Origin of the sequence: Pedobacter sp. KLB.chiD, from assembly GCF_047040275.1 — a bacterium.
GTDB lineage: Bacteria > Bacteroidota > Bacteroidia > Sphingobacteriales > Sphingobacteriaceae > Pedobacter.
Map to the genome: position 1 here is coordinate 3,357,961 of NZ_CP178207.1, position 21,451 is coordinate 3,379,411.

Annotated in this window: 17 protein-coding genes; 6 read left to right on the plus strand and 11 right to left on the minus strand. The window is 41.4% G+C overall.

The window, feature by feature from the left end; all coding sequences use genetic code 11:
• Nucleotides 1–114: 114 nt before the first annotated feature.
• The 3 genes from ACK1I8_RS13730 to ACK1I8_RS13740 form a co-directional block, all read right to left on the minus strand.
• Complete coding sequence (locus tag ACK1I8_RS13730; protein WP_412465933.1) at nt 115–2,259, minus strand: glycoside hydrolase family 97 protein; 2,145 nt, start codon at nt 2,257–2,259, stop codon at nt 115–117.
• A 193-nt stretch (nt 2,260–2,452) separates the two neighbouring features.
• Nucleotides 2,453–3,703, minus strand: a complete 1,251-nt coding sequence (locus ACK1I8_RS13735) for a DUF2130 domain-containing protein (RefSeq protein ID WP_412465934.1) — start codon at nt 3,701–3,703, stop codon at nt 2,453–2,455.
• Between the two features lie 86 nt (nt 3,704–3,789).
• A complete protein-coding gene (locus ACK1I8_RS13740) occupies nt 3,790–4,170 on the minus strand; it encodes an OsmC family protein (protein WP_412465935.1) in 381 nt (126 codons plus the stop codon).
• 178 nt (nt 4,171–4,348) lie between these two features.
• Between ACK1I8_RS13740 and ACK1I8_RS13745 the strand changes: the two genes are divergently transcribed.
• Entirely contained in the window at nt 4,349–4,714 is a 366-nt protein-coding gene (locus tag ACK1I8_RS13745) for a YtxH domain-containing protein (protein ID WP_412465936.1), read from the plus strand.
• A 213-nt stretch (nt 4,715–4,927) separates the two neighbouring features.
• Nucleotides 4,928–5,557, plus strand: a complete 630-nt coding sequence (locus ACK1I8_RS13750; RefSeq protein WP_412465937.1) for a YdcF family protein — start codon at nt 4,928–4,930, stop codon at nt 5,555–5,557.
• Nucleotides 5,558–5,803: 246 nt separating this feature from the next.
• Here the strand turns inward: ACK1I8_RS13750 and obgE are convergent, their stop codons facing one another.
• From obgE to treZ, 4 genes are all read right to left on the minus strand, one after another.
• On the minus strand, nt 5,804–6,799 hold the full coding sequence (gene obgE / locus ACK1I8_RS13755; protein WP_412465938.1) for a GTPase ObgE: 996 nt from the start codon (nt 6,797–6,799) through the stop codon (nt 5,804–5,806).
• Between the two features lie 180 nt (nt 6,800–6,979).
• Nucleotides 6,980–7,555 (minus strand): adenylate kinase, encoded by a 576-nt coding sequence (locus ACK1I8_RS13760; RefSeq protein ID WP_412465939.1) that lies wholly within the window; start codon nt 7,553–7,555, stop codon nt 6,980–6,982.
• Between the two features lie 376 nt (nt 7,556–7,931).
• Nucleotides 7,932–11,984, minus strand: coding sequence for a malto-oligosyltrehalose synthase (gene treY, locus ACK1I8_RS13765; protein ID WP_412465940.1), 4,053 nt, complete (start codon nt 11,982–11,984; stop codon nt 7,932–7,934).
• On the minus strand, nt 11,977–13,836 hold the full coding sequence (gene treZ, locus ACK1I8_RS13770; protein ID WP_412465941.1) for a malto-oligosyltrehalose trehalohydrolase: 1,860 nt from the start codon (nt 13,834–13,836) through the stop codon (nt 11,977–11,979). The genes treY and treZ overlap by 8 nt, the downstream gene beginning before the upstream one ends.
• A gap of 134 nt (nt 13,837–13,970) precedes the next feature.
• On the opposite strand from treZ, the gene ACK1I8_RS13775 reads away from it, so the two are divergent.
• Nucleotides 13,971–14,978 carry an SDR family oxidoreductase gene (locus ACK1I8_RS13775; protein WP_412465942.1) on the plus strand — a complete coding sequence of 336 codons (1,008 nt, stop codon included), beginning with the start codon at nt 13,971–13,973 and terminating at the stop codon, nt 14,976–14,978.
• 259 nt (nt 14,979–15,237) lie between these two features.
• On the opposite strand, the gene ACK1I8_RS13780 is transcribed toward ACK1I8_RS13775, so the two are convergent.
• The 4 genes from ACK1I8_RS13780 to ACK1I8_RS13795 form a co-directional block, all read right to left on the minus strand.
• Entirely contained in the window at nt 15,238–16,032 is a 795-nt protein-coding gene (locus ACK1I8_RS13780) for an SDR family NAD(P)-dependent oxidoreductase (RefSeq protein ID WP_412465943.1), read from the minus strand.
• 47 nt (nt 16,033–16,079) lie between these two features.
• A complete protein-coding gene (locus tag ACK1I8_RS13785) occupies nt 16,080–16,271 on the minus strand; it encodes a hypothetical protein (RefSeq protein ID WP_412465944.1) in 192 nt (63 codons plus the stop codon).
• Nucleotides 16,272–16,476: 205 nt separating this feature from the next.
• Nucleotides 16,477–18,669: a catalase gene (locus ACK1I8_RS13790; protein ID WP_412465945.1), complete on the minus strand. Its 2,193-nt coding sequence runs from the start codon at nt 18,667–18,669 to the stop codon at nt 16,477–16,479.
• A gap of 14 nt (nt 18,670–18,683) precedes the next feature.
• Nucleotides 18,684–19,238, minus strand: a complete 555-nt coding sequence (locus ACK1I8_RS13795; RefSeq protein WP_412465946.1) for a ferritin-like domain-containing protein — start codon at nt 19,236–19,238, stop codon at nt 18,684–18,686.
• 221 nt (nt 19,239–19,459) lie between these two features.
• Between ACK1I8_RS13795 and ACK1I8_RS13800 the strand changes: the two genes are divergently transcribed.
• The 3 genes from ACK1I8_RS13800 to ACK1I8_RS13810 all read left to right on the plus strand — a co-directional run bounded on the left by ACK1I8_RS13800 (nt 19,460) and on the right by ACK1I8_RS13810 (nt 21,308).
• Complete coding sequence (locus ACK1I8_RS13800) at nt 19,460–19,951, plus strand: CinA family protein (protein ID WP_412465947.1); 492 nt, start codon at nt 19,460–19,462, stop codon at nt 19,949–19,951.
• A gap of 11 nt (nt 19,952–19,962) precedes the next feature.
• On the plus strand, nt 19,963–20,640 hold the full coding sequence (locus tag ACK1I8_RS13805; protein WP_412465948.1) for a DUF6766 family protein: 678 nt from the start codon (nt 19,963–19,965) through the stop codon (nt 20,638–20,640).
• A 110-nt stretch (nt 20,641–20,750) separates the two neighbouring features.
• Nucleotides 20,751–21,308 carry a ferritin-like domain-containing protein gene (locus tag ACK1I8_RS13810; protein ID WP_412465949.1) on the plus strand — a complete coding sequence of 186 codons (558 nt, stop codon included), beginning with the start codon at nt 20,751–20,753 and terminating at the stop codon, nt 21,306–21,308.
• Nucleotides 21,309–21,451: the final 143 nt, after the last annotated feature.

A 21,451-nucleotide genomic window follows, 5' to 3' on the forward strand; every position in this document is an offset into this window, starting at 1 on the left:
GATAAATAAGCTGTTGCCGCTTGGCTAAAACTAACACTATTAATAGTTAACCAAAGCTAAAAAGGATACAACAAAACGGTGCCAGTTGTTGCCAACTGACACCACACTTACATTTTATTTCGCTATAATACTGATCGCATATCCACCACCAGGGGCGCAATACTGGGTCAATTTTGTTTTATTGGTCACTTCCATTTTACGGATGGTATAGGCTTTTGGGTTAGTTTCATAATGGGCATCCTTTGCGTCAGCATAAATCGTTGCAGTGTATTTTTTACCTGGTTCTAAAAAGCTGAAGTTGATTCTGGAAGTGCGGGCTTCTTCATCATTGGTACGGCCCACAAACCAATTATTTTTACCTTTTGCCTTACGTGCAAAAGTAATGTAATCGCCGGGTTCTGCTTCCAACACTTTGGTATCGTCCCAATCTACCGCTACATCTTTAATAAACTGGAAAGCATCCATATACTTGTTATAGGTTTCTGGTAAATCGGCTGCCATTTGCAAAGGACTGTACATCGTTACATAAAGTGCCAGCTGACGCGCCAAAGTGCTGTGTACAAAAGAAGTATTTTCAGGATTATAAACGCTCACTTTGGTTTCGAAAATACCAGGAGTATAATCCATAGGTCCGCCGATTAAACGGGTAAATGGCAAAATGGTGGTATGATCGGCATTGTTACCACCAAATGCTTCGTATTCGGTTCCCCTGGCCGATTCGTTTCCGATCAAATTTGGATAGGTACGTGCTAAACCTGTCGGGCGGACAGCTTCATGTGCATTCACCATAATTTTATATTCGGCAGCTTTTTGAATGGCGTACAGGTAATGATTGTTCAGCCACTGGCCGTAATGGTGTTCTCCCCTTGGGATGATGTTACCTACATAACCACTTTTAACCGCATCGTAACCGTTGGCTTTCATAAATTTATAGGCCGTATCTAAATGACGTTCATAATTACGAACAGATGAAGAAGTTTCGTGGTGCATAATCATTTTTATGCCTTTACTTGCCGCATAACGGTGCAGCTCTTTTACATCAAAATCGGGATAAGGGGTAACAAAATCAAATACATCATCTTTTGTTTTACCAAACCAATCTTCCCAACCTTCGTTCCAGCCCTCCACCAAAACAGCATCTAAACCATTTTTGGCTGCAAAATCGATGTATTCTTTTACATGGGCGGTATTCGCAGCATGTTTTCCATTGGGTTTGGTTTTCGAATAATCCGTTACGCCCAATTGCACACTGGTTAAATCATTGTAGGCCCAGGTACTTTTTCCCGTAATCATTTCCCACCAAACGCCAACATATTTGGTTGGTTTTATCCACGATACATCTTTGAATTTTGTAGGTTCGTTAAGGTTGTAGGTAAGTTTTGAGGTTAAGATATCTCCAGCTTTATCACTCACGATAATGGTCCGCCATGGAGATATACAGGGTGCCTGCATATAACCTTTATCGCCAACTGCATCTGGCGTTAACCACGATTCTAAAATCATATGCTGATCATCCAGGTTTAGCGACATCAAAGAATAATTGACTAGTGCTGCTTCGTGAATGTTGATGTATAAGCCATCTTTGCTTTTCATCATCAAAGGTGTTTGCAAGCCGGTTGGCGAAAAAGTAGTCTGAGAGGCATTTGGCGTTACCGCAGCTTTCATTTTACCACGAACCTCCGATAAATTTGAAGTTACCGTGCTATACTCCTGTGTATCGTAATCTCCGGGAAGCCAAAAAGCCTTATGATCGCCGGCCAGGGCAAACTGCGTTTTCTCCTCTTTGATTACAAAATAATCCAGATTTTTCTGTTCAGGAAATTCATATCTAAAACCCAAGCCATCATTAAACAAACGCATGCGGACAATGATATAGCGGTTTGTTTCTTTTTGCGTTAGGGTTACCGCCAATTCATTGTAATGATTGACAATTTCTTTTACCTCGCCCCAAACCGGTTTCCAGGTTTCATTAAAGGTGCTGGTTTTGGTATCGGTGATGGAGAAACCGTTCATTAAGGATTTACCCTCTTTAAGTTCTAAACCCAACTTACTGGTTTTGATCACATCTTTTCCTTTGTATGTCAAGCTATAAGTAGGTATCCCCCCTTCAGCCAAAGCAAAAGTGGCTACCAAGGCGCCATCCGGAGATTTCAGATTTTCTCCGGGAACGTTCCCGAAAACACTCCCAAAAAATAGGAGCGTGCAGATTAAAGTAAGAATTTTAGAGCGGGTAAAGAATTGGTTAGTTTTTTTATTCATGTTATGGTTTATTTATTATTGCTATTTATATCACATTAAAACTTGAAGGTTTTGGATCAAATGATAAACTGTCTACTATATTCCGGTCCGTGGCCACACGAACCGGAGCGGGTATGTGAGATTTAATTTTTTATTCCGATGCCATTGTTCGTGGCGATACGAATCCTTGCTAAAACCTTCGGTGTTGGTCGTATTACTCCAAAAGCAACGTATCATCTTCATCGGTTAAACTCAGCTGTACACTATCGCTACCAGCGATTCCCTCTATCGAACCACGGATGTGGGTAGCGTTTAACAGTACTTTCTCCAATTGTTTTTCACGCGCTTTCCATAAACGTTCCATCGCATCGCGCTCGCGCTGTATAGATAGTTTCATGCTCATAAACCCTTCTCTAATGGCTTTCCATTGTTCAGAAAACTCTGCACCCATTAAATAATCGTATAACATGTGCATTTTTTCGCCACGGTTTTCCTGCGATTTTACTGCTCCGGCCAAACGCAAAATACCCTCACGCAATACATAGGCTACGGCATTTACTTCTTCGAAAGAGCAGATCCAAACCCCATCACGCTGCCCGAAACAATCCATCCCTTTTGGGTAACATTGACTTACAATTACCGCTACATCAATGCCCATGCTCCGCATATCTTTCTTCAGTTTTTCAATCCAGTCGCCACCAAAATCTTTAGTACGTTTGCTTTCGTAAATTATTTTGCCGCATTCCTGTCCGAACTGATTACGCACCACCTGCACACAGTCTGCCCCACGTACCCCCTTACCTACTTCTTCAATTAAATCAAAAGGGTAATTGGTACGGAGCAGTTCTTCGAGGATCAATTCCTGTACTTCTCCCTGCAATTGCATACTCCCCTGCTCGGCTTTGCGTTTCATCTCTTCGGCCAGTTTTTTCTGATCGTCGAGCTGCTTTTCCAGTTCCTTTAAGCGTAGCTGATGTTCGGTATCTTTAATGCTATTTTTTTCTGCCTCTTGTTTACGGATCTGTTCTACCAGCTCATTGCGCTGTTCCAGCATTTTACGCTGGAAAGCGAGTTCCATCTCTTCTTCTTTCACCCTAAGGCTTTCCTCACGGCGTAAAAAATCCAGTTCCTTTTCGCGTGCCAACTTTAGTTTTTCAGCATTTTCTTTCGCATTACCTTCCAATATCTGCAGCTTGTTTTCAAAATCGGCCGAAATACTTTTCCGCAGATTTTCTTCCAGATTATCCTTAAGCTTGTTTTTTTCTTCAGCTAGTTTAGCCTCAAAAGCTTTTAGCTGCTGCTGTTTTTCTGACTCAAAAACCTGCAGTTTACGCTGATATTCTTCATCTTTCTGCCTGGCATAAGCAGCCGCCTTCTCACGTAACTCTTTTTTGTAATCTTCGGCCATAGCTTCTTCCATCGGAAAAACATGGGCACAATTGGGGCATTTTATTTCAGTAGGCATAAATTGTTTTTTAAAGCAGCAAACACTGTGGATGACAAAGATATTAAAGCTTTTTAGGATTGTGTAAAAGAGTTTTTCACCATCACTTAAAGTACCCTCGATCGGATTTCGTGGCCGGCAGCCAATATTTTACTCACCGGACATTTCTCCGCGATTTCCTCCAACCTCACTTTCTGTTCTTCAGTAAGCACGCCGGTGCAGGTAATTTCTTCCAGAAATATCGTTTCGCCGTTTTCAGTATCAACGTTTACTTCTACTTCAATTTTGTCAATCGGCCATTCTTTTCTATCGGCATACATCCTTAAGGTAATGGCTACGCAAGAGGCTAAAGAAGCCATTAACAATCCTTTGGGGGCAAAACCTTTGTGTGTTCCTCCTAATTCTATGGGTTCGTCTACTACAATTTCATGAGAACCATTTGTAACTGAACAGGCATAGTGTTCTTTATTTATTATTGCTTTTACCATTACAATCCGTTTTAGTTATCCAAATATTGCGCTTTAACTTTAAACATATGTAAAAAGTCTGTTTTTTTTACCCTGCTAAAACTTAAACTCTTCAGGCACAGGCAAAGCGTTTACTTTCCAAATCAAAAAAAACAAACATTATAACATACCAATTGTTCCTTTTAAAAAACACTACCTTATGAAATACAGAAAGTTAATCGGAAAATATTTGAAGCACGAATCAGATAACAGTGCAAAAATAGCCCTGGCCTTAGTAGCTGGTTTAGCAGCTGGAGCAGTAATCAGTATTTTATTTGCTCCTGACAGTGGTACAGGCACACGTAGAAAAATTGCTGGAGGTGCCAAAAACCTTCGTTATGGTTTTCAAGACAAATATAATTTACTAAAGGAAAAAGTTTTTGGCGTGGAAGCTATTGAAGAAGATATTGTTCAACATGAAGTACCCCACTTTAAACACACTATTACTAAAAGGCGTAAATCGGATGTGAAAGAGATTCTGGAAAATGCACATGAAAATGGACAGGTTCAGGAAGGACAAGGCTAAAACAAAAAAGAAACTGGTTTTTGGTATGGATTAATTAGTGCATACCAAAACCTTTACCTTCAAAAATTTCTTAGTTTTACCGGATAATAACTATACATGGTCTTTATCCTGTCTAAAATTTTGCTTTTCCTCATTAAACCGATAGTGTGGATTTTTGTGCTTTTAATTTTTTCAATTGCATCAAAAGAAGTTAAAAAAAGGAAAAGATTTGCAATGAGCGCCTTACTTACGCTCTTTCTATTTGGTAATGGTTTTATAGTTGGAACAACAATAAACAGTTATGAAGCCGGTTATCCTAAGCCAGAAAAATATGATATTGGAATAGTACTTGGAGGTTTTTCGGGTTTAAATAAACGAAATAATGAAATTACTTTTAATGGCGCAAGTGACAGATTGTTCCAGGCCCTTTCCTTGTATAAAAAAGGCCGGATCAAACAAATATTGATTAGTAGCGGAAGTGCAAATTTAATAGACGACCAGATAAAAGAAGCAGACTTGGCGGTTAATTACCTGAAAATCATTGGTATTCCGGATTCGGCAATTCTAATCGAAAACCAGAGCAGGAATACCATTGAGAATGCCAGATATAGCCTCGCCCTCATCAACAAAACGAACCCAAAAGCTAAAATATTGGTCATTACCAGTGCCTGGCATATACCACGGGCAAAATTGATTTTTGGTCGACTCACCAAACAAAAACTGGAATATTATCCCACCAATTTTTCGGGCAGTACAGCATTTGAACCTGGTGATTTCATCATCCCCAATGTCAGTGCATTAGGCGCATGGGAAAGGTTATTTAAAGAATGGATTGGTCTAGTTGCAGACCATTTGAGGACCTAACCGCCTTCGGAATTAATTCAAAGCTTTGTTTACAGCTGGAAACTATTCGTCAGATACTCCCCCTTATTGATAAACCCGACAGCAGCGGCAGCCTCCGATCTTTTCGATTACAAGTCCCGATGAAGGATGGGAAGATTTTTCCCGACAGTCGGTTTACTTCGTTCGAATGAGGCTGTACAAGTGCTTTCTCCTCAATCAAAACCGGTAATGAAGTTGATTAAAACGAGTACACCATTCAACCCGTACTTATCCTTCAATGGCTTTCCAAAGCATATCTTTTAGCTCTAAAATGTTTTTTTCAGCTACTGACGATATAAAAATGGAAGGAATATCAGGTAGATCCTGCTTCATTTCTTCCATCAGTTCTTCATCCAACATATCTGATTTGGTAATGGCTAAAACGTGCGGTTTTTGCATTAATTCCGGATTGTAGGATGCTAACTCGCTTTTAAGGATGGCGTATTCTTCTTTGATGGAGCGGCTGGTATCGGCCGGAACCATGAACAGTAACACCGAATTACGCTCAATATGACGCAAGAAACGATAACCTAAGCCTTTGCCCTTTGATGCACCTTCGATAATGCCCGGAATATCGGCCATAACAAAAGATTTTCCGCCTCTGTAACTTACAATACCCAGGTTGGGAACAATAGTGGTAAACGGATAATCGGCAATTTCCGGTTTAGCCGCAGAAACGACAGAAAGCAAAGTAGATTTCCCTGCATTTGGGAAACCAACCAGGCCAACATCTGCTAAAACTTTTAATTCCAAAATGTTCCAAACCTCCTGACCCTGCTCGCCCGGTTGCGCAAAGCGAGGTGTTTGCTGAACAGCATTTTTAAAATGCGCATTACCCAAACCACCACGTCCGCCTGCTGTTAAAATCTTGGTTTCGCCGTCTTTGGTAATTTCGAAAAGGACCTCTCCGGTTTCTGCATCTTTGGCAATGGTACCCAAAGGAACTTCTAAGATCTCATCCTTCCCTTGTTTACCGGATTTATGCGAACTACCACCCGCACCTCCATCTTCGGCAATAATATGTTTACGGTATTTAAGGTGTAATAATGTCCAGATATGGATACTGCCTTTAACAATAATATGGCCGCCGCGACCGCCATCACCACCGTCGGGCCCACCCATTGACGTTAAAATATCACGATGTAAATGTGCCGAACCAGCGCCGCCTTTTCCAGAACGACAACAAATTTTTACATAATCTACGAAATTTGAACCCTGTGACATATTTTACTATTGTAATGTTTAATAATGGAAAGTTAAAACAACTATTCCTTTAAAATTAAAGAGTTATAACGTTTTTAACATTATAACTCCCTGTATGTTTTTGAAATGATATCAGGTATTAAAATAACCTGATGCGTTTTTATGATACCTGATATGGGGTACCTAATATTCAATAATCGATTAAACCTTGTACTGATCAATCACTGCGCAAAGATCGTTGTAAATGGTTTCTATTTTACCAATCCCGTTTACTTTATTCAACTTTCCCTGTGCTTCGTAATAAGGCAATACGTGAATGGTTTTATCAAAATATTCTGCAATCCTTTTTTTCAGTTTTTCGGCATCGTCATCCGGACGGCCACTAATTTTATGGCGTTCAGCAATACGTTTGGTAAGTTCTTCCTGATCCACATCTAAAGCAATAACGCCGGCAATTTTACTGCCTTTACGCTCTAAAAACAGATCAAGCTCCTTTGCCTGTGGAACAGTACGCGGAAATCCATCAAACACAAATCCTTTAGCATCAGGATTTTTATCTACTTCTTCCTCAAGCATGGCAATTGTAATGGCATCAGGAACCAATTCCCCGTCGGCCAACAGTTGACTCACTTTTTTTCCCAGTTCGGTTTCTCCTTTAACGTGTGCTCTAAAAAGATCGCCTGTTGAAACGTGTACCAACTGATATTTCGCAATCAGCTTTTCAGATTGGGTGCCTTTACCCGCCCCTGGAGGGCCAAAGAGAACTAAATTAAGCATTCAGGTTGTTTAGGTTGTCTTCAAAAAATTAAAAAAGCCTTATTCCTATGGCTTGTTTATAAGTAACATTTAAATCTCTGATTAAGAGGATTAGACATTGCTTACTTTCAAGGCTGCAAATATATAATTATTAATTTAGATGCCATTTAAAATTGATAATATATTTAAAAAAGAGCGGTTTTAATGACATTTATCTTATTCTAAGAAGAATCTTGTGCCATTTTTATATTTAACAGAATTTTGTTTAAATACGAAGTCATCCTCCCAAAAGATTCTTCTTATATTTTCATCAATTCATCAGAAATTTCCTATTTATTACAGTTTTGCGCTTACCCTGGACCACTTAACTGGATGTGCATCTAATTTCACGAGCTATCTAACGCCCGTAAAGTTCAGCCTCTGCTTTCAGCCAGTTTATTATTTTCTCGTTTATAAAATTTCCATCTGCTCTCCATGTCCAGTTTCCGGTTGCCTCGCCTGGTACGTTCATACGGGCTTTTTCATCTAACTGCAGAATATCCTGCATAGGGACCATGGCCAATTTGGCAACTGAAGCATAACAGAGCCTGATCAACGTCACATTCACATTCTTTTCATTAACAGCTGTGCCTACATATCTGGAAAGCCGCTCTTTAACACTTGAATCCGCTTCATTTTTAAACCAGCCTAAAGTGGTATTATTATCATGCGTTCCGGTGTAAGCGATATAATTTGCTGACTCAAACTGATGTGGGATATGTAGCGATCCTGCCAAATCTTCACCAAATGCGAATTGCAGTACTTTCATCCCTGGCAATCGGAATTGCTTTCTTAACTGCTCCACTGCGGGCGAAATTTCACCCAGGTCTTCCGCAATAAAGGCAAGTTCACCTAATTTCCTTTCTATTGTTTTAAAAAATGAGGCACCAACTCCTGTTTTCCATACCCCATCAACAGCGTCTTTACTACCGGCCGCAACCTGCCAATAAGTAGAAAAGGCTATAAAATGATCTAATCGAAGAAGGTCAAACAGCTGTTGGTTTTTCCTTAACCGGTTTTCCCACCAAGTAAAATCGTCGGTTTTCATCTTTTCCCAATTGTATATCGGCATACCCCAAAGCTGTCCCTTTTCGTTAAAATAATCGGGAGGAACGCCCGCCACCACGGTCATGTTTCCGCTTTTATCCAATAAAAAGTTTTCGCGCTGCGCCCATACTTCAACTGAATCATAATCCAGGTAAAATGGAAGATCGCCGATCAGGCTTATGCCTTTCGCATTGGCGTATTCTTTTAAACGGTACCATTGGCGATAGAAAATAAACTGCTTCCATTTTATTTCTTCTATTTCCGCCTGATTGTTTTTTTCAAAATCAGTAATGGTTTGGGGATCTTTTAATTTATATTTTTCTGACCAGTTAAACCATTCTTTACCCTTAAAATATTCCTTTATGCAGGTATAAACAGAAAAATCAGCTAACCAGCTTTCTTCGGTTTTACAAAACAGGTTAAATTCATTTACCAGATTTTCATCGGCTTTGGTTCTAAACAGTTGATAAGCCTGACGCAATACCTGCTGTTTCTTCTTTTCTGTTTGATCAAAATCGATTTTTCCGGTTTCTGGCAACGCATAGTCATCCAGATCGCTTTCGTTTAAAAGCGCTTGTTCAACCAGGCTTTCAGGACTGATAAGCATCGTATTTCCGGCCATCGAAGAACTGCTGGAATAGGGCGAATAGCCAGTTTCTTTTTTGGTGGGGTTAAGCGGTAAAACCTGCCAGTAGCGTTGGCGTGATGCAGCGAGAAAATCTACAAACTGATATGCACCGCGGCCTAAATCGCCAATACCAAAACGTGATGGCAAAGCACTGATGTGCATGAGTATACCGGCAGCACGTGGATTTTTTTCAGGAATTAACTTAATTACCGCCAACTGGATATGGTTAAATAACTGGCTGATCCGGATGCCTGTATGTAATGGATCTTTAAACTCTTTTTTACCCGTTAGCAGGTTTTGCCAACAAAGTGGCGCCTCATTTGGCAATAATATTTCAGTATCTTCCCAATCAAAATTATCAGCCTCAACAGCTTGATTTTTACAGCATTTGGCAAAACCTAAAGGAACCACAGTAATTATCCATTCCGCTTTATATTGCCTGGCAAAAGCACAGATATGCTTGCTGTAATTACCCTTAACCTGCAAAGGCAGGTAAGCCCCAAGTTCAAAAACAGCTGCCTCCGCTTTTCTGATCCCTAGCAAAGTTTGGGTTAGCCACATTTTTATCTTTCCTGAAAATCTTTCCTTTAAAAGGCTTTTAAAATCTATCGGATGATCAAACGCTGCCAGCACAGCGACCCTTTCGTCATAATCTACGGGCCTTCGGTTATCGGGGTCAACCAGACTTAAATCCCACAATTCCGTTCCCTGGTAAATATCAGGGACACCCGGACAGGTAAATTTCAAGGTAAGCTGCACTAAGCTATTAATGACTGCAAAATCAGCGATTCGTTTTAAAAAATTTCTGATTAAAGTATTACTATCCTGCTGTTCAGTTAATATCAGCTGCGAAAATTCCGTGAGTTTATCTTCATAATTTTCATCCGGATTTGCCCAGTCTGACCGCTTTTTCGATTCCCTTAATGCTTTTACAATAAATTCGGCCAAACGGTTTTCGATTTCAAGATCATCATCTTCATGAAAGGGCAAAGCACCAATCATAGTTTGCAGAACTAAATAAATATCATTATCATGTAATAACTGGAAAGATGTATCTTTTTCCTGTAAAACAGCAAAAGTTTTTTTGAGTTGCTGCACCAACAGCGTCCATTCCTCCGGTAGATCGGTAAGCACATTTAATCTTGCCCTCACATCTTCACCTTTTTTAGTATCGTGAGTAGAACTTCCATTAATACTCAACGGCCACTCCTGCTGCCGTTTGTACATTTCATCATGAAACGCATCCACTGTCATACCAAAAGCATCTGGTGCATCACCTACTTCTGCATGACCTATAAACCGGTTATAGGTAAACATGGCGGTGTCTTCTACACCCTTGGCCATTAACGGTCCCGTAAACTGCATACAGCGCTGAAAAAAATGACTCAATTTTTGGTTGTCAGCTATGTTTTTCTTTTGCGGGATTTCTAAAAATATTTTATGCAGGAATTCTCCTGCTTTAGCCAGTTTTTCATGGTGGAGAAGTGGTTTAATCAGATTTTGAACATGAATTGCTTCTGCCTCCGCCAGGGGAAAACGATAGTTATAATATCGGTATACAGGCATGGCGATCAGCATTTCGGCGAATGCTCTTTTAAGATCGGCTTGGTTAATGGCTGAAAAATCAGCCAATTCAAGAGCTAAAAAGCTTTCAAATAAATTATCCAGCTCGCCTTGCATATGCTTGAACAAGATATTACTTTTTTTCTCGTAAATCAGCTTAGCCGGATCGAGCTTTTTGCCTGTTACTTCCTGATAAAGCTTGTTAAAAGGCTTTTCTGCCGCTGTATTCGTTAAAAGATTGTTTACCGTTGCCAGAAAATCGTAACCAGTTGTTCCCTGTATTTTCCATGTTCGCGGTAACATTTCCCCATGTTCGAGAATTTTTTCGACTACAATGTAAATATCTTTACCTACCGCTTTCCTAAGCCGTTGTATATATTCTTCAGGATTGTAAAGTCCATCAACATGATCAATCCTCAAGCCCTGGAAAATGCCTTTATCTATTAATTCAAAAATATAACGGTGATAAAGATCGAAGGTTTGCTGATGCTGCATGTTCAGGCAGATCAGGGCATTAACGGTAAAGAACCTTCGATAGTTAATGTTATAGTCGGTTTCCTGCCAGTTGCACAGGCGGTAATGCTGGTTTTCGACAATTTTAGTTAAAGCTTTGGCATCACTATTTATCTTCCCGAGGTCTTGTGTTGACAGGTGCTTAGCCGTATCGGAACTAACCGGCCAGTTTGATTCGCCGTAATTAAGGTAATATTTGCCTTTAACCTGGCGTAACGTTAATTTCTGCGTTGCAATCGCTTCTTCAAGGTCTTCGCCTAAAAAAGGAACCATTAAACGGCCATCTCCTTTTTGCAGATCAATATCAAAAAAGTTTGCAAAATCAGAAGCTTTTCCTTTTTGCAACACATCCATTAACCAGGCATTATCCGGATGGAAGGCCATATGGTTAGGCACAATATCCTGAAGCCAGCTGATGCCTGCAGCTTTTAACTTTTTTGAAATCCTGATCAATTCTGCCTCGGTACCGATCTCAGGATTTATCTTCAGGGGATTCACCACGTCGTACCCATGTGTACTTCCCGGCATAGCCTCAAAAATTGGCGAAGCATATAAGGTACCAATGCCCAGTTCTATGAGATAGGGAATGATTTGATCAAGAGATTGGAGGTTAAAGTTTTTATGAAACTGGATCCGATAGGTAGAAGTTGGTTTATACATGTGTTTTGTAAAGAATAAGAATGGATTCGGAAAATAAATTGATCTGTCCTTCAGCCGTTACAGGGTTTGATTCCTGGCTTGGGCCATTCCACTGCGTTAAAGCGGAATCTAACAGTACAGGGGCCTGTTGAAATGCGGGATCGATGGATAAAGTTTGTATCTGTTTAGAAAAATTGAACAGCGCCAAAATTTCTTCGCTGTCTTTCCAGCGTTTTACTACGAGACAATTTTTATCAGGAAAGGCTTCTGCATGTACATTGTTCCGATCCAGGTTGGCAAGCGCGGGAAATTGTTTTCGTAATACAATTAATGTTTTATAATAACTCAGCATAACCTTGTGACTTGGCTCCGCTGTTTTTTTCCAATCGATCTTGGATCGTTCAAAAGTCGCCACCGCCTGTGGATCAGGTGTTTCACCATGGGTATGGAAGTCGGCAAACTCTGCCTTTCTTCCTTTTCTTACCGCTTCAATCAGTTCTTCATCGCTATGGCTTACAAAAAACTGGAAAGGATTGGTTTCTGCCCATTCTTCGCCCATAAATATCAAGGGTAAAAACGGACTGCAAAAAACTGCACCTGCCATTACCTTTAACATTTCGAAACTGACCAGGCTACTGCTTCTTTCGCCCAGCATACGGTTACCCACCTGATCGTGGTTTTGTGAAAAAACAATAAATTTGGCACCTGAAACTTGCTGTACAGGCATTCCGAATTTCCTCTGCCGGTGTGCTGAATACTGCCCGGTGTATACATACGCATCACGATAGGATTTAGCCAGATCTGCTACCCCGTTGAAATCTGAATAATAGCCTTCTTTGGCTTGCCCCGTACAAACGCGAAGGGCATGGTGAAATTCGTCCACCCATTGGGCATCCATGCCATAACCATATTCGCTTTGATCCCGGATATAGCGCTCGTCATTTAAATCAAGCTCAACAATCAATTCGTAAATCCTTCCGGTCGTTAGAGAAAGTTTGTCAGTACAGGTTTTAATCTCCGATAAAATATGCACCGGGCTCAGATCTTTAATGGCGTGTACGGCATCCAGCCTAAGGGCATCAATATGGAAATCCCTGAACCACATCAAGGCATTTTCGATAAAGAAATGACGAACCGCATCGCAGCCTGCATCATCAAAATTAATGGCCTTACCCCATGGCGTATGGTATTTATCAGTAAAATATTCACCAAAATCGGAGAAATAATTCCCTTCTGGCCCTACGTGGTTATAAACAACATCTAAAATGACGGCCAAGCCTTTAGCATGGCAGGCATTAACCAAGTGCTGCAAGGATGAGGGCCCACCATAAGTATTTTGCACAGCAAATGGAAATACACCATCGTAGCCCCAGTTTCTATTGCCCGAAAATTGTGCAACTGGCATAATTTCTATGGCTGTAATACCGAGTTCAACCAGATAATCAAGTTTAGCCTCTATGGCTGCAAAATTTCCACCTGGCGTAAAGGTTCCGGTGTGGAGCTCATAAATTATAAAATCTTTTAAAGATACTCCCTTCCAATCGGCATCTGTCCAGCTAAAAGCATTTAAATCAAATGCAGTTGATGGCCCGTTTGGTCCATCTTCCTGAAACAAAGAAGCCGGATCTGCGCGTTTCAGGATTTCGCCGCCAGTTAAAGTGGTAATTTTAAAACAATATTGATCCTGATTGCTGATCTGATCGGTTTGCAAATACCAATAACCATAGCCTTCGTCAAACAGGGCTAAAGTCAATTCGCGCTTCTCTATTAAAATAGAAACCTGTGCTGCCAGGGGAGCCCAAAGCCGAATTTCGGCAGTCCCGTTCTCCTTAAAATTTAATCCTATTTTTCTCTTTCGTATATCTATTTCCATTGAAGCACTTTAGCAAAAAACAAGAAAAATACCTCAAAAGTTTTAGCCGTGGCAGGCTTGTTTAATAATGTTCAAAAAAGCCAAACCTTCTAAAATTTTATCTGGTTATATCTATACCTATTAAAAACATCATCATGGACGGGAAAAAAAAATTTACACGACGTGAGGCAATCGGAGGCCTCGGTATTGGATTGGCCAGTATGGCCATTGCACCAACATTAACTGCAGCAACAGTAGGCGAAAGCTATTATTCGCCACTTGCCGCGCTTGAAGACCCTACGACAAAATATCCGAGACCACCATTTAACCATCAAAATCAGCCTTGGCCGGCCTTAGCCAGCAAAATGGAACCCAGGCCCGATCATGGCGAAACCAGTTATAAGGGGTCAGGAAGACTGATGGGCAGAAAGGCGCTGATTACGGGTGGCGATTCTGGTATGGGGAGAGCTGCCGCCATTGCCTATGCGAGAGAGGGCGCAGATGTGGCGATCAATTATCTGCCGCAAGAGGAGCCAGATGCTAAAGAAGTTGTTGAGCTGATTAAAAAGGCCGGCCGTAAAGCCGTTGCCATCCCTGGTGATATCAGGGATGAGAACTTTTGTAAAAAGCTGGTTGATACTGCTGTAAGTCAGCTGGGTGGGCTTGATATATTGATTAGCAATGCAGCAAGACAGCAAAGCACGCCTTCACTTGCTGATTTAACCAGTGAGCAGTTCGACTGGACCATAAAAACCAACATATATGCCCCGTTCTGGATAATTAAAGCAGCTTTGCCGCATCTAAAACCAGGCTCATCTATCATTGGAACCACCTCGGTGCAGGCAACCGATCCATCACCAGATCTATATGATTATGCACAAACAAAAGCAGCTACAACAAATTTTGTGAAATCTCTGGCCAAACAACTGGGACCTAAAGGCATCAGGGTAAATGGCGTTGCGCCTGGCCCGATATGGACACCATTACAAATGGGAGGCGGTTCAACGCCAGAGAAACTTAAAGAATTTGGTAAAGATACTGCGCTGGGCAGACCCGGCCAACCGGCAGAACTGGCATCAATTTATGTTCAGCTCGCTGCGAATGACGCTAGTTTTTCTACCGGGCAGATATATGGCGCTGCCGGAGGAAATGGGCAGCCTTAAAAGCGGCTAACTAAAAAGCAATAACCATTGATGTTGGTGGTGATTACCTATGAAAGAATCATTTCGACCGTAATGCCTGCGTGTGCGGACAGGCCTTCCCATAAAGGCGGGAATAAGAAGCTATATTAGAAATGATTCTGGAGATTTTTGGCAGTAATATTTTGAAAAGTCGTCATCCTGTGAAAACGGGAACCAAAAAGTGCTCAGCTTGATGATCAAGCTGAGCACGACGATACCTAATATTAATAAGGGAAAAATATTATGATTTATCCACTGGTTCCTGTTGCTTACCCGTCTGTTCTGCAAGCATACTGTCAGGCGTTATATTTCCCACGGCTACCTGTAATTTATTCTTAAACCCGGATATTACCATATCCTTACCGGCAATCATGGCCTCATAACCATCTTTAGCTACTTCTGCAGGATCTGCAAGTTCTCCTTCCTGTACCGCTTTCGAATCCAGCATATCCGCTTTCCTAAAAAAGTCAGTATCTGTAGGTCCAGGCAACAAAGAAGTGATGGTAACCGGTGTGTCTTTAATTTCTGCGCGGATAGCCTCATTAAAAGAGTGCACAAATGCTTTCGTTCCATGGTAAACTGCCTGATAGGGCCCGGGAACTTTTCCTGCAATTGAGGCAACATTTAAGATTTTTCCACTTCCACGCGCCACCATTTCGCGTACATACAACTTGGTTAAGGTTACCAGAGAGGAGATATTAAGCTGGATAATATCAAGTTCCTGATTAAGGTCCGTATCAATAAACTTACCGTAAACGCCTTGCCCGGCATCATTAACCAATACATCTACCTGTATATTTTTAGCTTTTATTTGTTCATATAAATTAAAAGCTGCATTGGGGTCAAAAAGATCGGCAGTAATGGTTATTACTTCAACCCCTTGTTCTTCAAGCACTACTGCAGCACGCTGCAGGCTGGCCTCTTCTCTTCCAACAATGATTAGATTAAAATGATCTTTTGCAAAAAGCTTGGCAAGTTCATAACCAATGCCGCTACTTGCCCCCGTAATCAGGGCAAAATGTTTTGTATTTTCCATAATAGGTATTTTTAGGTTAGTGAAACCCAGTGTAAATAATCGTCCGTTTAGTCCGTATGGCTTTCAGTGGTTTGCTCATCTGCGTCCGAATCAGATTTTGTGGCTTGGCCGGCCAGTTTCTCTGCTGCATCATCATCTTGCTGAGCTGTATCAGCATCACTTCCCTCTAACTGAGAAACCGGAATAACGCCTACTTTCTCCTCATTCTGTGTCCCGGAATCTGTTTTTTTGTTTTCCATAATTTTTTAAGTTTATTTATGATTGCTATAAGCGGGCAGAAGAATTTGCCTATAGTCTGTAAATGATATTTCTCCTTGTCAATGCCTCCTCCATTATAGAACCTGTTGAAAGCTTTGGCAGTTTGGTTTATTTTAAAAAAAACAACCAGGCTAATAATAACCTGGTTGAAATGATATTAAAGATATTTTATTAAATTAATTTGGCTTAAGCCGGAATTTTCCTCGGCACCTCTCTATCCCAAAACCTGTGCTGTGCAATCATCCTGGTAAACAGGTCTGCCAATGACGAACGATCATCCGAAACCAATATCCCTTCCCGCAAGACGGTTTCCTCTGAATATTCATCCGGAAGTTTCTTATAAAAGTAAGTTGCCTCCAATACCTGTATGGCCGTAGCATCGGCAGCTATTGCCTTGCAGTGTTTAAAAGCCTCATTCAGAAAATGTACGGCATTAGCCTCTGCTTCCAATGTTGCAGAACTATTGGTTCCTCCAGGAAGATAAACGGCGTCATAAAGTACAGAAGCAGCCGTTAAGAAACTTTCATCTACATCAATCTGCTGATCTTCCTGCGCAAGAATAGTACCCAGTTTTGGTGCGATAATATGTACAATGGCACCCTGTTCAACAAGGGCATCCTTTACCTTACTCAACGATTTACCATCTACCCCATCCGCTGCAAGAATGGCAATTTTTCTGGTGGCGATTGAATCCTTCGGCGTTCCAGCCATACTCAATGCTTCTGACTTTGCCAGTTCACCTTCTTTCTGTTCCGGAGTGTAATCAGCCGGATCAGCATCTGCTGGTATACTTCCGTTTAGTTCTGCTAGCGGAATGGTTGGAACATGAAGTCCAAGCGCATAAGCCACGGCTGCTGCGAGGCCTTTATCCACGTGGTTAAGCAAGCCCAGCATACGTTCGCGTATAGCAACCATTTTTACCTTACCCAGCTCAAAACTAAGGGCATCAATCAGGTGGTTTTTCTCGGCTTCAGACTGACTATTGAAGAATAACCTCGCCTGCGAAAAGTGATCGAAAAAGCTTCTGCTTCTTGCGCGGATTTTCTTGGCATCAATACGTTCGTTGTAACTCACAAAACCGCCCTCAGCTGCTTTGGCCTGTTGTGGATCATTTGCTGCTATTCCATTTGGCCCGTAACTGGTTTTGCCCCGGTTTATGGTCTGGCGCATATAACCGTCGCGCTGGTTATTGTGGATAGGCACCACAGGCCTGTTAATCGGAATTTCATGAAAATTTGGTCCGCCCAGTCTGATCAACTGCGTATCGGTGTAAGAGAACAACCTTCCCTGCAACAGTGGGTCGTTAGTGAAATCTATTCCGGGAACCACATGACCAACGTGAAAAGCAACCTGTTCAGTTTCGGCGAAAAAGTTATCCGGATTGCGGTTTAATGTCATTTTTCCAATGCGCTGCACCGGAACCAGCTCTTCGGGGATGATTTTGGTCGGGTCCAATAAATCGAAGCCAAACTTAAATTCATCTTCTTCGGCCACAATCTGCACGCCGAGTTCCCACTCCGGAAAAGCGCCAGCTTCTATGGCATCCCAGAGATCCCTTCTGTGAAAATCGGGATCTTTTCCGGAAATATTTTGTGCCTCATCCCAGGCCACGGAATGTACACCCAGCAGTGGTTTCCAGTGGAATTTTACAAAACTGGCCACTCCGGATGCATTAACAAAACGGAAAGTATGGACCCCAAATCCTTCCATCATACGGTAACTTCTCGGGATGGCCCTGTCGCTCATCAACCACATAATCATATGAGCAGACTCAGGCATAAAGGAAATAAAATCCCAGAAAGTATCATGTGCGGATGCTGCCTGGGGAATTTCATTATCTGGCTCTGGCTTCACAGCATGAACTAAATCAGGAAATTTAACCGCATCCTGAATAAAAAATACAGGCATATTGTTACCTACCAGGTCAAAATTACCTTCCTGTGTATAAAATTTTACTGCAAAACCACGAACATCGCGGGCAAGATCGGTAGAGCCTCTTGATCCTGCTACCGTTGAAAACCGAACAAAGACAGGCGTTTCGATGCCTGGATCGCAAAGAAAAGCTGCCCTGGTAAGGTCAGACATATCCTCATAAACCTTAAAAACGCCATGTGCTCCAGACCCTCTGGCGTGTACCACGCGCTCAGGGATGCGCTCATGATCGAAATGGGTAATTTTTTCTCTTAATATGAAATCTTCCAACAATGTCGCGCCACGATCGCCGGCTTTAAGCGAATTCTGATCGTCGTTTATTTTAACGCCATGATTGGTGGTAAGTTTTTCACCTTTATCATCTGCAACAAAGGCCTCCAGTTTGGTCGTTTTATCGTTGCCCTGTTTTATCGGACTGGTATCTTTTACTGTTGTTTTTTTTGCCATCTTATTTTCCTTTCTTAAGCCTCCTCGGCAGCCTGATAGTTAATCTCATTTACAGCAATATCGGTAAGCTTGGTATCGGCAAGTTTTTCCTCAGCAAGTGTTTGTTCCAATAAATCTGCAACTTCTGTTAAGCCCAATGTTGTAGCCAATTGGAAAAGCCCGCCATAAGAGGCAATTTCGTAATGTTCCACCTTTTGGCTGGCTAGTATGATGCCTACATCACGTGTTGCAGTTCCGGCTTCTGTTTCCTCAATGATACTTTCCCCCTCTTTACTCAATCCTTCCATCGCATCACATTTTTTTGCTATGGGTTTTTCGCCGAGCAGCTCAAATACCTGTTCAAGTCTGGCTACATGTCCTTTAGTTTCAGTAAGATGAGATTCGATTGCACTTTTTAGCGCGGGTGCTGTTGCGCTAGCCATCATTTTAGGCAAATTTTTAACCAAATGATTTTCGGCCCAGTAGAGATCACAGATTCCATCTTTAAAGAGTTCTTTTAAGGCCGGAGAAGCCTCTACCGTGGCTTTAGCACTTAGTTTTGGTTTAGTGCCGCTGTCTTGTTTTTTCATGGTATGTTTTGTTTATGGATGTTTCTTTGTTGACCATCATCTATTATAACCCGGTATTTCGCTATATAGTTTCCGTAATTTATCCGTGTTTTAATACGCATACCGTAAAAAAGCGGATACCTAACGTAACCATCACCTCAAAACTATTCGTTAAAACAGCTTGTTATTTAACCTATATACCTTTAACCGGATTTTAAAGCGATACTAGCCAGATTTAGCCAATGAGACGTGATAAAATGGATGCCGTGGGCAAAATGCTTATCAGTAAAAATTTAACCATTGCCTTTGCAGAAAGTGCAACCGCCGGCCGACTTTCGGCAGAATTTTCCATGATCGATCATGCAGGAGAATTTCTTAAAGGTGGCATCGCCTGTTATGACGCGCAGTTAAAGGAAGATCTTTTACAGGTAAGTCACACGCTGATTAAAACCTATACACCCGAATCAATGGAGGTAACCAAGGCCATTAGTCTGGGCCTTTCAAGGTTGATCCCGGCTGATATTCATATCGGTATCACCGGGCTTACCGCTCCGGGAGGAAGCGAAACCAAAGAAAAACCAGTAGGCACCGTATTTATTTATGCTACACGTAAAGGTGAGCTGGCCTTTTCGGAAAGATTTAATTTTACCGGAGAACGGGAGGAAATCGTTTCAGCAACAGTGGAGGCTTGTGCAAGCCTGCTTATAGATTATCTAAAAGCAATAGAAAATTAGATAACAGTACAATGAAAGCTAAAAAAGTATTCCCTAAAAAAACCTGGCTATATAAAAATAGTCTGTCTGTTGTATTCATCAGCCTTTTTGTGTTTACGCTTTTGGCCCAGGCCATTACCGGCTGGAATGAACACAATAAGGAACTGAATGAGCATGGTGCATACAGTTTAGGCTTCGGCTCTTACCTGCAGTCGGGCCATTTTATCTCTGCAACCTTTGAGAATTTTGAAAGCGAGTTTTTACAGATGATGCTCTATGTTTTGTTAACGATAAAACTACGCCAGATCGGTTCTGCAGAATCGAAAAAAATTGACCAGGAAGAAGAAGTGGACCGCGAACCTGTTCCTTCCGAAGATGCACCATGGGCCGTGCGCCAGGGCGGATGGATGTTAAAATTATATTCCAACTCCCTATCCATTGCTTTTATCTTACTTTTTTTGCTCAGCTGGTATCTGCACTTTTATGGCAGCTGGCAAGATCACAACATCGAACAGGTACTAAAAGGGAAACCAATCGATACGATGGGTGCTTATCTAGGGCAGACCACCTTCTGGTTTGAGACCTTTCAAAATTGGCAGAGCGAATTTCTCTCTGTTGCTGCTATTGTAATATTCACCATTTTCTTAAGGCAGAAAGGTTCGCCTGAATCTAAACCTGTTGATGCACCATATATGGAAACAGGCAAATAACCCGACTAACCGGTACCAGTTTCGGCCAAATTATAAAAACAATCAAAAATTCAAAACTATCGTAAATTTCATCCTGTTCTATAAATAAAAAACCTATAAAAAATATAATTATGGCAACTACAAAAAAAACCGATAAGAAAAGCGCAAAACCTACAGGTAAAACCGGAAAAATGGAGAATTCTGAATTCCACGAGTTTTTTATTGATGAGTTAAAAGATATTTATTGGGCAGAGAAACACCTTGCAAAAGCGCTTCCAAAAATGAAGAAAGCGGCTACAAGCCCGGAACTGGCCGCAGCTTTTGAAAAACATACCGAAGAAACGGAACAGCATATCAGCACGCTTGAAGAAGTATTTAGCCTTTTAGGTGAAAAAGCAACTGCAAAAAAATGTGATGCCATGGCCGGATTATTAGAAGAAGCCGATGGCATTATTGCTGATACCGATAAGGGTACCATGATCCGTGATGCCGGACTTATTCTTGCTGCCCAAAAAGTTGAGCACTATGAAATTGCAACCTATGGAACCTTAAGGGTATTTGCAGAGAATATGGGCCACAATGATGTAGCCGAACTGCTTACGCAAACCCTTGAAAATGAGAAGGCAACAGATGTAGCTTTAACAGAACTAGCGGTTAACGCAGTTAATGAGGAAGCAGTAGCAGAATAACAATTTAAAAGGCTCTTCGGAGCCTTTTGTTTTTCATACGGTGTCATTTTCCCAGTCGTCGCCCTAAATTTATTTCAGGGTCTTTTTTTTGCTGAAAAAATGCTCAAAAAAGTCGCTAAGGGATAACTAAAATACCGATTGAA

Bases quoted from the DNA above. Each gene is read 5' to 3' on its own strand.
- ACK1I8_RS13800 (WP_412465947.1), top strand. From the start codon at position 19,460: ATGAGACGTGATAAAATGGATGCCGTGGGCAAAATGCTTATCAGTAAA.
- treY (WP_412465940.1), bottom strand. From the start codon at position 11,984: ATGTATAAACCAACTTCTACCTATCGGATCCAGTTTCATAAAAACTTT.
- ACK1I8_RS13745 (WP_412465936.1), top strand. From the start codon at position 4,349: ATGAAATACAGAAAGTTAATCGGAAAATATTTGAAGCACGAATCAGAT.
- ACK1I8_RS13760 (WP_412465939.1), bottom strand. From the start codon at position 7,555: ATGCTTAATTTAGTTCTCTTTGGCCCTCCAGGGGCGGGTAAAGGCACC.
- ACK1I8_RS13730 (WP_412465933.1), bottom strand. From the start codon at position 2,259: ATGAATAAAAAAACTAACCAATTCTTTACCCGCTCTAAAATTCTTACT.
- ACK1I8_RS13795 (WP_412465946.1), bottom strand. From the start codon at position 19,238: ATGAAAAAACAAGACAGCGGCACTAAACCAAAACTAAGTGCTAAAGCC.
- treZ (WP_412465941.1), bottom strand. From the start codon at position 13,836: ATGGAAATAGATATACGAAAGAGAAAAATAGGATTAAATTTTAAGGAG.
- obgE (WP_412465938.1), bottom strand. From the start codon at position 6,799: ATGTCACAGGGTTCAAATTTCGTAGATTATGTAAAAATTTGTTGTCGT.
- ACK1I8_RS13740 (WP_412465935.1), bottom strand. From the start codon at position 4,170: ATGGTAAAAGCAATAATAAATAAAGAACACTATGCCTGTTCAGTTACA.
- ACK1I8_RS13790 (WP_412465945.1), bottom strand. From the start codon at position 18,669: ATGGCAAAAAAAACAACAGTAAAAGATACCAGTCCGATAAAACAGGGC.
- ACK1I8_RS13750 (WP_412465937.1), top strand. From the start codon at position 4,928: ATGAGCGCCTTACTTACGCTCTTTCTATTTGGTAATGGTTTTATAGTT.
- ACK1I8_RS13785 (WP_412465944.1), bottom strand. From the start codon at position 16,271: ATGGAAAACAAAAAAACAGATTCCGGGACACAGAATGAGGAGAAAGTA.
- ACK1I8_RS13780 (WP_412465943.1), bottom strand. From the start codon at position 16,032: ATGGAAAATACAAAACATTTTGCCCTGATTACGGGGGCAAGTAGCGGC.
- ACK1I8_RS13735 (WP_412465934.1), bottom strand. From the start codon at position 3,703: ATGCCTACTGAAATAAAATGCCCCAATTGTGCCCATGTTTTTCCGATG.
- ACK1I8_RS13810 (WP_412465949.1), top strand. From the start codon at position 20,751: ATGGCAACTACAAAAAAAACCGATAAGAAAAGCGCAAAACCTACAGGT.
- ACK1I8_RS13775 (WP_412465942.1), top strand. From the start codon at position 13,971: ATGGACGGGAAAAAAAAATTTACACGACGTGAGGCAATCGGAGGCCTC.
- ACK1I8_RS13805 (WP_412465948.1), top strand. From the start codon at position 19,963: ATGAAAGCTAAAAAAGTATTCCCTAAAAAAACCTGGCTATATAAAAAT.